The organism is Thermoflexus hugenholtzii (genome assembly GCF_018771565.1).
GTDB lineage: Bacteria > Chloroflexota > Anaerolineae > Thermoflexales > Thermoflexaceae > Thermoflexus > Thermoflexus hugenholtzii_A.
This window is the reverse complement of sequence record NZ_CP076326.1, coordinates 1789811-1802880: the sequence shown is the minus strand read 5'-3', so window position 1 is coordinate 1802880 and position 13070 is coordinate 1789811. Positions and strand designations below refer to the sequence as shown.

Annotated in this window: 12 protein-coding genes and 1 tRNA gene; 5 read left to right on the top strand and 8 right to left on the bottom strand. The window is 67.1% G+C overall.

Annotated features, from left to right (window positions below; genetic code table 11):
* The first annotated feature begins 69 nt into the window (after nucleotides 1-69).
* From KNN16_RS08275 to KNN16_RS08265, 3 genes are read left to right on the top strand one after another with little or no spacing between them, the layout of a single operon-like run.
* Complete coding sequence (locus KNN16_RS08275; protein WP_303896318.1) at nucleotides 70-987, top strand: LysM peptidoglycan-binding domain-containing protein; 918 nt, start codon at nucleotides 70-72, stop codon at nucleotides 985-987.
* Entirely contained in the window at nucleotides 984-1178 is a 195-nt protein-coding gene (locus KNN16_RS08270) for a hypothetical protein (protein WP_088570582.1), read from the top strand. Before KNN16_RS08275 ends, KNN16_RS08270 begins: the two co-directional genes overlap by 4 nt.
* 39 nt (nucleotides 1179-1217) lie before the next feature.
* A complete protein-coding gene (locus KNN16_RS08265) occupies nucleotides 1218-2747 on the top strand; it encodes a glycosyltransferase family 39 protein (protein WP_303896317.1) in 1530 nt (509 codons plus the stop codon).
* On the opposite strand, the gene KNN16_RS08260 is transcribed toward KNN16_RS08265, so the two are convergent.
* The 8 genes from KNN16_RS08260 to KNN16_RS08225 all read right to left on the bottom strand — a co-directional run bounded on the left by KNN16_RS08260 (nucleotide 2705) and on the right by KNN16_RS08225 (nucleotide 10015).
* A complete protein-coding gene (locus tag KNN16_RS08260; RefSeq protein ID WP_303896316.1) occupies nucleotides 2705-3223 on the bottom strand; it encodes a hydrogenase maturation protease in 519 nt (172 codons plus the stop codon). The genes KNN16_RS08265 and KNN16_RS08260 overlap by 43 nt on opposite strands.
* 29 nt (nucleotides 3224-3252) lie before the next feature.
* Entirely contained in the window at nucleotides 3253-4719 is a 1467-nt protein-coding gene (locus KNN16_RS08255) for a Ni/Fe hydrogenase subunit alpha (RefSeq protein ID WP_303896315.1), read from the bottom strand.
* Nucleotides 4716-5711 carry a hypothetical protein gene (locus KNN16_RS08250; RefSeq protein ID WP_303896314.1) on the bottom strand — a complete coding sequence of 332 codons (996 nt, stop codon included), beginning with the start codon at nucleotides 5709-5711 and terminating at the stop codon, nucleotides 4716-4718. The genes KNN16_RS08255 and KNN16_RS08250 overlap by 4 nt, the downstream gene beginning before the upstream one ends.
* Entirely contained in the window at nucleotides 5708-6217 is a 510-nt protein-coding gene (locus KNN16_RS08245; RefSeq protein WP_299285012.1) for a hydrogenase iron-sulfur subunit, read from the bottom strand. The genes KNN16_RS08250 and KNN16_RS08245 overlap by 4 nt, the downstream gene beginning before the upstream one ends.
* Nucleotides 6210-8213, bottom strand: a complete 2004-nt coding sequence (locus KNN16_RS08240) for a CoB--CoM heterodisulfide reductase iron-sulfur subunit A family protein (RefSeq protein WP_088570588.1) — start codon at nucleotides 8211-8213, stop codon at nucleotides 6210-6212. Before KNN16_RS08240 ends, KNN16_RS08245 begins: the two co-directional genes overlap by 8 nt.
* Nucleotides 8200-9108: a CoB--CoM heterodisulfide reductase iron-sulfur subunit B family protein gene (locus tag KNN16_RS08235; protein WP_303896312.1), complete on the bottom strand. Its 909-nt coding sequence runs from the start codon at nucleotides 9106-9108 to the stop codon at nucleotides 8200-8202. Before KNN16_RS08235 ends, KNN16_RS08240 begins: the two co-directional genes overlap by 14 nt.
* A 12-nt stretch (nucleotides 9109-9120) precedes the next feature.
* Nucleotides 9121-9693, bottom strand: coding sequence for a 4Fe-4S dicluster domain-containing protein (locus KNN16_RS08230; protein ID WP_303896310.1), 573 nt, complete (start codon nucleotides 9691-9693; stop codon nucleotides 9121-9123).
* A 249-nt stretch (nucleotides 9694-9942) separates the two neighbouring features.
* A tRNA-Met gene (locus tag KNN16_RS08225) sits at nucleotides 9943-10015 on the bottom strand.
* Nucleotides 10016-10663: 648 nt separating this feature from the next.
* Between KNN16_RS08225 and KNN16_RS08220 the strand changes: the two genes are divergently transcribed.
* Both KNN16_RS08220 and nrfH read left to right on the top strand, forming a co-directional pair.
* A complete protein-coding gene (locus KNN16_RS08220; RefSeq protein ID WP_303896308.1) occupies nucleotides 10664-12388 on the top strand; it encodes a cellulase family glycosylhydrolase in 1725 nt (574 codons plus the stop codon).
* 196 nt (nucleotides 12389-12584) lie between these two features.
* Nucleotides 12585-13070: a cytochrome c nitrite reductase small subunit gene (gene nrfH, locus KNN16_RS08215; RefSeq protein WP_299287798.1), complete on the top strand. Its 486-nt coding sequence runs from the start codon at nucleotides 12585-12587 to the stop codon at nucleotides 13068-13070.

Here is a 13070-nt window from a genome sequence, read left to right as displayed (position 1 = left end):
AGATGTTGGGAGGGTCCAATTCCAATGATGCCTCGTGGGAGAGGGTGGATCCTCGGGGGCGCCGCGTTTGTGTTCCTCTTGTGGACCGGTTGCGGCCGGGTGGTCTCGGAGCGGCCGACGCCGACCCGGGCGTCCCCGGACGTTCAAACCGGGATCCCCACGGCCACGCCGGTGGTGGTGCGGGTGCCCACCGCCACGCCGATCCCGACGCCCACCCCCAGTCCGACGCCGATCATCTACGTGGTGCAGCCCGGGGACACGCTGTATGGGATCGCCCTGAAGTATGGGGTGTCGGTGTCGGCCCTTCAGGAAGCCAACGGGATCACGGATCCGACGCTGCTGCAGGTGGGGCAGCAGCTGGTGATCCCAGCGCCCGGTGGGGGAGGAGAGGAGAGCCCCCGCCTGCCCACTCCTACGCCGATGCCGCTGCTGGTGCAAGGGTTCCGCTGCACGGCCAGCGCCCTGGGCAGCCTGAGCTGCGTGGGGGAGGTGATCAACCCCCAGCCCCATCCGATGCAGAACGTTCAGGTGCAAATCGTGCTCCGGGACGGGGAAGGTCGGGAGCTGGAAGCTGGGATCGCCGGGACGGCCCTGGAGATCCTGGCCTCAGGCGGGCGCTCCCCCTTCGCCCTGGTCTTCGCCACCGTCCCGGCTGGCTACGCCCGGGCCGAGGCTCGGGTGGTCCGCGCCGAGCCGACCCGGGAGCCCGGCCAGCGCTACGGGCCCGTGGAAGTGCTCCGCGCCCAGGGGGGCGAGGAGGGGACCGATTTCGTGGTCCGCGGCCAGGCGCGCAACGCCGACGCCGCTCCGCTGCGCCGGATCAACGTGGTCGTAGCCTTCTACGATGGCCAGGATCGCCTGCTCGGCTTCCGCCAGGTGGTCTTCTCCCAGGAGCCCACCTCGCCCGGGGCGGCGCGGGACTTTGAGGCGCGGTTCCCCGTCACGGACGTTCGTTCCTTCCGGGTGTTTGCGGAGGGACAGCGATGAGCAAGCGGGGAGTAGGGGTGCTGATGCTGCTGGGGGCTCTGGCGCTGGCCGGGTCGCAGGTGCTGATCCAGGCCATGCGGATGGGACGTTCGCCGGAATGGGGGCCGCTCCAGCAGGCGGCCCTGGCGGTGGCGGTGATCCTGGCGGTCCTCGCCCTCCCTCTGCTCGTGTGGGATGGCCGGCCGGCCTGATCCTCCGGTGTCGTTCATCCTCGGATGAGCGCAGCAACGATGACCGGTCTGCCGTCGCGTCCTCTCCGAGCCATCGCCTATGGGCTGTGGGCCGCGGTCCTGCTCGCCTACCTGGCCTATGCGCTGATCTTCGGGATCTACGCCGCAGCCCTTTTCCGCTTCCCCTTCGATTACGATCAGGGGGAGGGCTTCGAGCTCCTGGACGCCATCTACTTCGCCCGGGGGCAGTGGCCCTACCGCGACATCGAATCTTACCCCTTCTACGCCTCCAACTACCCGCCGCTTTTCCATCTGCTGGCCGTTCCGCTGGTGTGGATTTTCGGGCCGCGGCTGATCGCCGGGCGGCTGCTCTCGACGGCGGCGACCCTGGCCCTGGCGGCGGCGGTAGGCCTGGCGGTCCGGCGGTGGACCGGGCGCTGGGCCCTCGCGGGATGGGCGGGAGGGATGGTCCTGGCCTCGAATTACGTCTATCACATCGGCCCGCTCTCCCGCAGCCATATGATGATGGTGCTGTTCGAGACCCTGGCGGTGCTGGCCCTGGCCCGGGCGGACGGCTTCCCGGACCGCCGGGCGTTGATCTGGGGCTCCCTGGCGCTCATGGCGGCGGGATGGACCAAACAGCATGCGCTGATCACCGTGCTGGCGGTCCTGGCCTATCTCTTCCTGCGGGATCCGCGTCGGGCGATGGGGTGGGCACTGGGATTCGCGGGGGCCAATCTGGTCCTCTTCTTCCTGGTCAATTGGGCGACGCAGGGCTACTGGTGGTTGCACATCATCGAGGCCAACATCAACGAGTATGACTACCGCCAGGCCTTCTTCCTCTATGGCCAGTGGTTCCGGCTCCATGCGGTGGTCCTGATCCTGGCGTTATCGCTGGTCCTTTATGAGCTCTACTTCGACCGGCTCTCGCTGTTCAGCGTCTGGGCGGTCTTCGCGGCGGCCGGCGGGGCCCTGGCGGGCAAATGGGGGGCAGGGGAATCGTATTTCATCACCGCGGTGGTGGCGGGCATCCTGGCCGCAGCCCGTTTCTTGAGCCGTCTGGAGGGATGGACGGGGCGGGCCGTGACCGACCTGGCCGTCCCTCTCGCGCTGCTCCTCCAGGCGACTCTGGTCTTCCATCTGCCGACGGATCACCCGCTGACGCGGCCCGTCGCCCGGCTGCTGGGTCTGGAGGGGGTCCGCTATGTGGATCGCGTGGGCTACACCCAGCTGGGGCATCTGCCCACGGCGGAGGATCTCCGCAACGGCTGGAAGGTGGTGGCCTATGTGCGGGATGCGCCGGGTCCCGCCCTCACCGAGGAGGCCTCGTGGGCGCTGTGGGCGGATAAGGAACCGGTCACGAACCCCACCCAGTTGCTGAACCTTTACAAGAACGGCAAGCTCAACCCGGAGCCGCTGATCCGGATGATCCGGGAGCAGCAGTTCGGGGTGGTGGTGTTGCGGGCCCAGTTCTATCCCCAGCCGGTGTTAGATGCTATCGGCCAGGCCTACCGGCCCATCGACGACGTGCCGGTGAACGGCTTCCTCTACCGGATTTTGGCCCCCCGGGAGCAGAGCGCAGCTCCCTGAGTCCCCTCCGGAGAGGCTTGCCAGGCCCGGAGCTGATTTCGAATCCGGCGCACCAGCTCAGGCAGAGCCTGTCGGACGGCCGGGGTGATCTCCCCCCCGAAGGTGTAGGCGTCCGCGACTTCCACCGCGTAGATTCGAATCTCCTCGGGGAAGGGGATCCGAAGCGCCCGGGCAACAGCCAAAAGCTCGGGGAGGCCTGTGGCGTGGGGGGAGGGAGCCCGGACCGGGAGAGGCTCCCTCACCGTCCATTCCAGGATCGTCCCGGGGGGAACCTGTCCGGTCTGGATCGCGTCGATCACGATGGCCCGCTCGTAGCCGGCCATGAGATCCAGCAGGGCCAGGCCGGAGCCCTCGCTTTCCACAATCTCGATCCCTTCCTGGCCCTGCAGGAGGTCGCGCAGGGCCCGGGCGGCGAGCAACCCAATCCGGTCATCGCCGAGGAGATCGTTCCCGAGCCCCAGGATCAGGATCGCCATGTTGCATCCCCAATCGGACGCCCTCCCGTTTAATCCCGGCGGAGCTCGCGGACGAGCTCTCCGCGCGGGTTATAGATCCGGATGAGGAGAGGCATCTGGCCGGGGAGGGCGTGGGTGGCGCAGCCGTGGCACGGGTCATAGGCCCGGAAGGCCATCTCCACCAGGTTCAGGAGGCCATCGTCGACCACCCCTCCCCGGATTACGGAGCGGGCGGCCTTGTCGACAGACATCGCGATGCGGGCGGCGTTGTTCTGGGTGGCGACGATGAGATTGGCCCGGGTGATGATCCCCCGCTCGTCGGTCTCGTAATGGTGGATCAGCGTGCCGCGGGGCGCTTCCACCACCCCGATCCCTTCGCGGGGGGTAGCCGCAGGCAGGTTCCGCACGTGCGGGTCCAGGATCTCGGGATCGCGCGCCAGCTCCTGCATCCGCTCGGCGGCGTAGAGCAGCTCGATGAGGCGAGCCCAGTGGTTGGCCAGGGTGTGGTGGACCGGCTTGCCGCCCAGGGTGGCGTAGAACTGCTCATACGCCTCCTGAGCCCGCGGGGTGGCCATGCCCTCCGCGGCGTTCAGGCGCGCCAGCGGGGCCACGCTGTAAATCCCGCTTTCCGGCCCGTCGGTGAAGCCTTTCCATCCGACATCCCGGAGGTAACAGAACTTGATGTAGCTCCACGGCTCCACATGCTCGGCGATATGCCGGAGGTAGTCGCGGGCCGGGAACTTCAGGAACTCCCGCCCCTGGGGGTCCACCACCCGGAGCCATCCGTCGTAGAAGTTCACCCGGTTTCGTTCGTCCACCAGGCCCATGTAGTAGGTGCGGTGGGTGTAGGCCTCCGAGCGGATCCATTCCACATACTGCGGGTTCTTGAGGACGATGTCCTCAAACAGCTTCAGGCTGAAGAGGGCGAACTCGACGGCCCGATCGGCTCCGGCCAGGAAGGCCTCGCGGTCCTCCGGGGTAAGGGCTTTGGCGATGCCGCCGGGGAGCCCGAAGACCGGATGGATGACCTTGCCGCCCACCCGGGTGATGAGATCGCGCAGCTGTTTGCGCAGCCCGATCACCTCCCGCCCGATCTCCAGGCCGACGCGGGCCAGGACCCCCAGGATGTTCCGTTCGGCGCGGGGCGCTGTCGGGCCGACGACGAAATCGGGCCCGCCCAGGAAGTAGAAGTGCAGGGCATGGTCTTCGACCATGAAGGTGCAGTAGATCAGCTCGCGGATCTTCTTCGCCGCCGGCGGGGGCTCCACCTGATACAGGTCATCCAGGGCTTTGGTGGCCGCCATGTGATGGGCGGTGGGGCAGACCCCGCAGATCCGGGAGGTGATCTGGGGCATCTCCTCGGCGGGACGGCCGACCACGAACTTCTCGAAGCCCCGCAGCTCCGGGACCTGGAAGTAAGCCCGTTCCACATCCCCTTTTTCGTTCAGGAAGATGTGGATCTTGCCGTGCCCTTCCAGGCGGGTGATCGGGTCGATCACGATCTCACGACGGCTCATCGGGTCCTCCCTTCCTGGACGCGCCGGCCGTTCCCGGCCCGCCGGTGGAGCAGCGAGGCCGGGAGGCTGTAGCGATAAAACAGGCCGACTGGGTCAGGGATGCCTTCCAGGATGCGCTCGATCTCCGCCTCCTCGGTGGCGTCCAGCAGCGAGGCCAGGGCGGAGAGGGCCTTCGCGCCGCCGTCCAGGACGCGGCTGGTGGGCCCCAGACAGCCGGTGCAGGGCATGTTCCCCTGGATGCAGGCGGCCCCGCAGCCGCTGCGGGTCGCCGGGCCCAGGCAGATGATCCCCTGGGCCAGCAGGCAGGTCTGCGGGTCGATGAGGACCTGATGGGGACGCTTCAGGTCCTTCAGCGCCAGCCGCTCCGGCTTGGTGGGCTTGCGGGGGCACTCGGCACACAGGGCCACGTCCGGGGCCAGCACGGAGCCCCTGGGCGGCAGCCGCCCCTCCAGGAGCGCCTGGAGGGCGCTTCGGATCAGCCCCACCGGCGGGGGACAGCCCGGCAGGTAGTAATCGACCTCTACGGTCTGGTCCAGGGTGCGAACGGCTTCGTCGAAGGCGGGCAAGGTGAGCAGGCCCTCGTCCACCTCGATGCGCGTCTCCGGGCGCACCCGCTGGGGGTTGTGGACCGTGGGCGCTTCTTCATAGACGTAACGGAGGATCTCCTCCCGGTCGAAGAGGTTGGCCAGCCCGGGGACGCCGCCCATATGGGAGCAGCTGCCGAAGGCGATGAGGAGGCGGGCCTTGGCGCGCAGGAGATGCGCCATCTCAGCCTGCTCCGATGTCCGAATGGCGCCGTTGATGAAGGCGGCGGCCAGCTCCCCGTCCGCCAGCCGTTCCACGTCCTCCCGCTTGAAGTCCAGGGCCACCGGCCAGAAGGCGATCTCCACCGCCTCCACGACCTGGAGGATCTCCTCGGCCAGGTCGACGATGGCCTCCTCGCAGCCCCCGCAGGAGGCGCACCAGTAGAAAGCCACCTTCGGCTTGCTCATGGCTGCGCTCCTTCCCGGACGGCGGGCTGGGGCTCGGGCTGGGCGGGCGCCGGGAGGTGGATCCGCCCGGGCCGCGGAGCCAGGCGCAGGGGCCCCAGCCGGCGGATGGTCTCCGTGAACTCGTTCGCCACCTTCTGGACGCGGTCTCCTTCGGAGGCGGAGATCCAGACCAGCCGCAGGCGCTCCTCTTCGATGCCCAGGTCCCGCAGCAGGCGTTTCAGCAACAGGTAACGGCGCAGGGCTTTGTAGTTGCCCTCCTGGTAATGGCAATCGCCCGGGTGACATCCGCCGATGAGGACGCCGTCGGCGCCCTGGCGGAAGGCGGCCAGGACGAACTGAGGATCCATCCGCCCGGAGCACATCAGACGGATGATCCGGATGTTGGGCGCATAGGTCATGCGGGCGGTCCCTGCCAGATCGGCCGCCGTGTAGGTGCACCAGTTGCAGAAGAAAGCGACGATGCGCGGCTCGAAGGAATCGCCGTTCCCTGCCGGTCGCTCAGACATAGGCCAGCACTCCTTCGATCTCCTGGAGGATCTGGGCGTCTTCGAACAGATGCTGACGAGCTGCGCCGGACGGGCATGCGGCGACGCAGGTGCCGCACCCCTTGCAGAGGGCCTCGTTGATGACGGCCACCCCTCGGGCCTCATCGAAGGAGATGGCGTTGTAGGGGCAGAGGCCGATGCAGGTCTTGCAGCCGGAGCACAGCTCTTCGACGATGTAAGCGGTGTTGGGCTCCAGCTCCACGTAGCCCTTATCGATCAGGGCCATGGCTTCCGCCGCCGCCGCCCCTGCCTGGGCCACGCTGTCCGGGATGTCCTTGGGGCCCTGACACGCGCCGGCCAGGAAGATGCCGTCCGTGAAGGTGGAGACGGGGGCCAGCTTGGGATGGCGTTCCAGGAAGAAGCCCTCCTTGCTGCAGGAGATGTTGAACATCCGTCGCACGGCATCGGCATCTGGCTGCGGCTCCAGGCCCACGGCGAGGACCACCATGTCCACCGGGATCCGACGCACCACCCCGATCAGGGTGTCCTCCACCCGGATGATCAGCTTGCCCTCTTCCTCGGGGGTGACGGCCCAGTCGGTGACCTCCGCCACGCGCCCCCGGATGAAGTGCACTCCCTCCTGGAGGAGACGATCGTAGAACTCCTCGTAGCCCTTCCCGGGGGTCCGCATGTCGATGTAGAAGTTATAGACCTCGGCGCCGGTCCGCTCCTTGATGAGATGGGCCAGCTTGAGGGAATACATGCAGCAGACCCGGGAGCAGTAACGGTTGAAGCGCTCGTCCCGGGATCCCACACAATGGATGATCCCGACCCGCTGAGGGATGCGCCCGTCCCGCAGCCGCACCTCCCCGCCCGTCGGGCCGGCGGCGTTGACCAGGCGTTCCACCTCCAGGGCGGTGTAGACGTTGGGGTATTTCCCGTAGCCGTATTCGGGGATGCGGCGCGGATCGAAGGTCTTGAAGCCGGTGGCCAGGATGATGGCCCCCACCTCGATCTCCTCGATCCGCTCCTGCTGTTCGAAATCGATGGCCTTCCGCTCGCAGGCCTCCAGGCACGTCCGCTTGCACTTGCCGGTCTTAAACCAGATGCATGTCTCGGGGTCGATCAGGACCACCCGCGGGGTGGCCTGGGGGAAGGGGATGTAGATGGGCTTGCGTTTGCCCAGGCCCAGGTTGAACTCGTCCGGGAAACGGGCGTCTTTATAGACGCAGGCGTCGATACATTGCAGGCAGCCGACGCAGAGCTCCTCGATCACATAGCGGGGTTTCCGCCGCACCCGGACCCGGAAGTTGCCCACGAATCCCTCGACCCCGATGACCTCGGAGTAGGTCCAGAGGGTGATGTTGGGATGGGAGGCCACGGCGGACATCTTGGGGGTCAGGATGCAGGCGGCGCAGTCGAGGGTGGGGAAGGTCTTGTCGAACAGGGCCATGTGGCCGCCGATGGTCGGCTCCCGCTCCACCAGGTAAACGTGCTTCCCGGCATCGGCCAGGGTGAGGGCGGCATGGATCCCGGCGATGCCGCCGCCGACCACCAGGACTCGATCCTTCACCGGCACCCGCCGGCGCTGCAGGGGCTCGTGGAAGATCACCCGCCGGACGGCGGCCGCCACCAGGGCCTTCGCCTTCTCCGTCGCCTCGCGGGGATCCTCGGTGACCCAGCTGACGTGCTCGCGGATGTTGACCATCTGGAAGAAGAAGGGGTTCTGGCCGGCCTGCTCCAGCACACGGCGGAAGGTCGCCTCATGGAGGAGCGGAGAGCAGGAGGCCACCACCACCCGGTTCAGGTTCAGCTCGCGGATGTCCTCCCGGATCAGCTCCTGGCCGGGATCCGAGCACATGAACTTGTATTCACGGGCCACGACCACAAAAGGCAGCGTCCGCGCGAACGCCACCACTTCGTGAACATCCACCTTCCCGGCGATGTTCAGGCCGCAATGGCACACGTAAACGCCGATGCGAGGCGCCCCGTCCGGATAGACCTCATGCCCGCCCATGGACTCCTCCCTTCGCGGCAGCCCCCACGGGCTGGATCAGGGGGACCATCAGGCGCTGCATCCCGAGGGCCTGCGGCGGGAGACCCATCGCCAGCCCGATGAGCTGGGTGAAGTAGAGAACCGGCATGGCGTTCAGATCCGGATAGCGCCGCCGGATCTGATCCTGATAGGCCTCCAGGTTGAACTGGCAGAGCGGACAGACGGTGATGATGCAGTCAGCTCCCCGGCGCTGAGCCTCGCGGAGGAGCAGGTAGTTCAGGCGCAGACCCACCTCCGGCAGGGTCCCGGTCAGGCTTCCCCCGCAACAGTGCGTGCGAAGCGCCCAGTCCACCGGCTCTGCGCCCAGGGCGCGGACCAGATCGTCCAGGGTGGTGGGGCGATGCGGGTCGTCAAAGAGGGCGTAGGGCCGCACGATCTGACAGCCGTAGTAGCACGCCACCCGCATTCCCCGAAGGGGATGCTGCACGCGGCGGGAGAGCTCCTGCAGGCCGATGTCGTGGACCAGCACGTCCAGCGGGTGGCGGATGCGGACGCGGCCGCGGTAGCAGAGCCCTTCTTCCTTCAAAGCGGTGGAGATGCGCTGGCAGAGGGAGGCGTCCGTGGCCAGACACTGCTGCGTTTTCAGGAGGACCAGGTAGCACGCGCTGCACGGGGCGATGAGCTCCACCCCGTCGGCGGGGGAGGGGTTCTGCGCTTCCGCCAGGGCGAGGTTGCGAGCCGCCAGGGCGAAGGCCTGGCGCTCGTCAATGGACATATACGCGGTGGCTCCACAGCAGTTCCAGTCCTCGAGCTCCATGAGGGGAGCTCCCAGGGCTTCGAACACCGCCCGCAGGGATTCCTCGTAAGCCCGGCCGGTCCCTTTCAGCGAACACCCGGGGAAGTAGAGATAGGCCATCGCGAGCCCTCCTTATTCTTCGGCGATCCGAAGCACCTGCTGCAGCCCCGGGCGATCCCGGATGCGCTCCGGGCGGAGCGGGAAACGTCCCCGGCGCAGAAGCTTCCATCCCATCGGCGCCATCGCCGGGATGCGGAGGGGATACGCCTGCAGGTAGAGCTTCAGGACCGTCCAGCTCTCGGTGAGGCGCCCGTTGCGACGGACGGTCTCATAGAACAGGCGGGCCAGGAGGGGGATGGGGAAGCGCCGGGGATGGATTCCCTCCCGGATGGCGTAGCGCTTGAGGGCATACATGACGTCTGTGATGCGGATCCCCTTCGGGCACTCGACCGTGCACGCGTAGCACGAGGCGCATAACCAGATCGTCAGGCTGCGCAGGACCTCCTGTTTGAACCCCTCGCGGACCATGGCGATGATGCGGCGCGGGGTGTAATCCATATACAGGCTGAGGGGACAGGCGCTGCTGCAGGTCCCACACTGGATGCATTCCATCAGGGAAGGGGAGCCGCTCAGCGCGATGATCTCCCGGGCGAACGAGGGGTCCAGTTCCGCTTCGTAGCGAATGCGGCGCTCCAGGGCGGCCATGCGCCGGCTCCTTTCTCTAACGGCGCTGGGGTCCGGTCCGTCCGCATGCGTCACGCTCCTCCCGTCCCCACCTCAATCGGGAGGAGGTCCGAGATACCATCCCCAGCTCCTATTTCAGCAGACCCCCGGGAGGCAAAAAGTGAAGAATTTCACGTTATGTGGTGAAAAAGATCACAAGGAGGGGTGGGATCCGGGGAATCGTGAAAAACGCCCCGGGTAGACCCCCCGGGGCGTTTGGGGTTCCGAGAGTGGCGAGGGTGGGACTCGAACCCACAACCCGCCGATTATGAGCCGGCTGCTCTGCCACTTGAGCTACCTCGCCAGTCCGTAAATTATTTAGGGCCTACGCAGTTGCCTGCGTATTCCGGTCGTAGCCACGGACTTTTCATCCGAGGCCAGAGGACCGGCCACGGGGGTCGCCCACCGACCCCTGCCCCGGAGGCCGAAGCCTCCGAGGAGTTTCTCGGATGAAGGCATGCCTCTTGGCCATCTGCCGCTTACCGGCATGCCCGCTCTCATGATAGCGTCAAGGGGGGCACCCTGTCAACTGCGTAACATTATAACGCCGTCGAGGCGGAGGCGTCAACGCGGCCGGGTGCCTGGGTGTGTCCCAAAATCGCAGGACAACTGTGAGCAGTTGTCCTGCAAGGCGGCCAGGCCCGGCAAAACCGGGACACACCCGGGGATCGAGGCGCGGGATCCCAGGGCGGGGGATCCTGGGCCAGCCGGCTGGGGATCCGGGAGTCGTGGGTAGGTTTCTTCCAGGCCCTCAGCGCCCGAGCCGACCGGGGCCTAAGCCTGCGAATCGGCCTACAATCATGACTGAAACCCCTGCTTACGAGCTTCGATCGCTGGAAGCGGGAAGAAAGCCGGGGATCAAGCTCCACGGATCCCGGGATGGCTTCTGCGGACGCCCGGCGATCCGCAGGGATGAAAGGAGCATCTCTATAACGGAGATGGGGCGATTCCGATGCGTGACGGAAGGGGATGGGGGACAGCGATCGCGCTGGCCCTGGTCGGGCTGGGGCTTCTGAGCCTGTGGAGGGCCGGGCCGGCCCTCATGGATTGGGCTTACACGGTGACCGGGGAGGAGAACCCCCTCGCCCGCCTGCGGGGTGTCCTGCATTATCTCACCAACCCCTTGCGCCCGGCTCCCCTGCTGGCCCCCGACATACCGGTGGCCCGCACGGAGGATCCCCCCTTCGGCATCAACACCTTCCTCGAGCAGGAAGTCGAGCCAGAGAAGCGGGAACGGACCGTGCGCATGATCGCCGAGGCGGGCTTCCGCTGGATCCGGCAGGAGTTCCCCTGGGCTGACATCGAGATCCACGGCAAGGGGGATTTCGAGGACCGCCGGCATCTCCCGCATCGCTCGGCATGGGAGAAATACGACCACATTGTCGCGCTGGCGGAGCGCTACGGCCTGCGTCTGATCGTGCGGCTGACCAGCCCGCCGGCCTGGTCGCGCCATGACGGGGAGGCCCGGGGCGCCTTCGCCCCGCCGGACAATCCGGAGGATTTCGCCGATTTCGCCGAGGCCGTGGCCCGTCGCTATCGGGGACGGGTTTTCCACTATCAGATCTGGAACGAGCCCAACATCGCCCCGGAGTGGGGCTCGTGTCCGACCTGCGCCGTGGACCCGGAGGCGTATACGGACCTGTTGTGTCGGGCTTATCGCCGGCTGAAGGCCGTGGATCCCCGCATCGTGGTCATCGCCGGGGCCCTGGCCCCCACCCTCTCCCTCAACCCCTATCCGCCCAACGGGATCAACGATGTCGTCTTCCTGGAGCGGATGTATCGGGCCGGGGCAGGGTCCTGCTTCGACGCCCTCTCCGTCCAGGGCTACGGCCTGTGGTCCGGGCCCACGGACCGCCGCCTGCGGCCTTATGTCATCAACATCAACCGCGCCCTTTACATCCGGGATGTCATGGTGCGCCATGGGGATGCGCACAAGCCCATCTACATCGCGGAGATGGGCTGGAACGCGGTGCCGGACTGGGTGGGGGACAAGCGCTTCGGCCAGGTGACCGAGGAACAGAAGGCCCGCTATCTGGTGGAGGCTTTCGAGCGCATCCGGCGGGAGTGGCCATGGGTGGCGGTGGCCAGCGTGTGGTTCTTCAAGCGGGCTTCGGATCGGGAGCGGGATCAATCGTTCTATTACTTCGCCATTGTGGAGCCCGACTTCACGCCGCTGCCCGCCTACGAGGCGCTCCAGGCCTATCTGCGCCAGCCTCCCCGGATGGACCCCGGGGTCCACACGGCGGCCCACTGGGCGCTGCGTTGGGAGGGCCCGTGGGCGGAGGCGGGGGAGGGCGCCCGTCGGGGCTCTCCGGGGGCCCGGGTGACGTGGACCTTCTACGGCGGACGGCTGCGCCTGGAAGGGACCAGCGAGGGGGACGCGCGCCTTCGGGTGGAGCTCGATGGCGGGCCGCCTCGGGCGTTCCGTTTGCCGGCAGGAAGCTGGGCGGTGGAGCTTCCGAGCGGGGTGGGCCTGCATGCGGCAGAGGTCACCGTGGAAGCAGGGACCGTGGTTCTGGCCCGCATCCGGGTGGGGCGGGAGGGGGAGGCCATCTCGCCGGCCCTCAGCCTGGGATGGCTGGCCGGGCTGATCGGAGGGCTTCTCTACCGAAGCGTCCGATGGCGTCCTCAGGACCACGGGGACGCGCCTTCCGATGACCGGCCTCCGCTCCCGTGAGAAGCGGTGTGTCTACCGGCGCGGATCCCCCGGGCCGAAAGCTCGCGCTTAAAATCGACGGACCAGTCATGTTTTGGGTCATCCTCGGAGTATGAAGAGGCTCACTGGTCTTGGCGTCCGTCTTGTGTTAGTTATCAAGTTGAAATAACACTTGGGGCTTCGCCGCCCAGGAGGACACCCCTCGGGGAGGATGCGGATGCGGACGACCGTCTACTGGGCGATCGGAGGGGTGATCGGTGTGCTCATCGTCGCCGGGCTGGGCGCGCTGTTCCTCGCCCCTCAGGGCCTCGGCGCCTATCTGTCCGATAACCCGGAAGCCTGCAACAACTGCCACGTGATGAACGCCTCCTATGAAGGCTGGTTCCACGCTGCCCATCGCCGGGTCGCGGTGTGCAACGATTGCCATACCCCCCACGAGTTCCCCCTCAAATGGGCGACGAAGGTCACGAAGGGGATGCAGCACGTTTACTTCTACACTACCTATCAGATCCCGGCCCAGATCCGCGCGGACCCGTTGACCCGACAGATCGTTCAGGCGAACTGCGTGCGCTGCCATTTCAATACGGTCTCCGGTCAGAGCGGGTTGCTTCAGGGTGAGCGCTTCTGCTTCGATTGCCATCGCACGGTGGCCCATGGGGAACGGCGTTCCATCGCCTTCGGCACCCTCTTAGAAAGGAGGTGA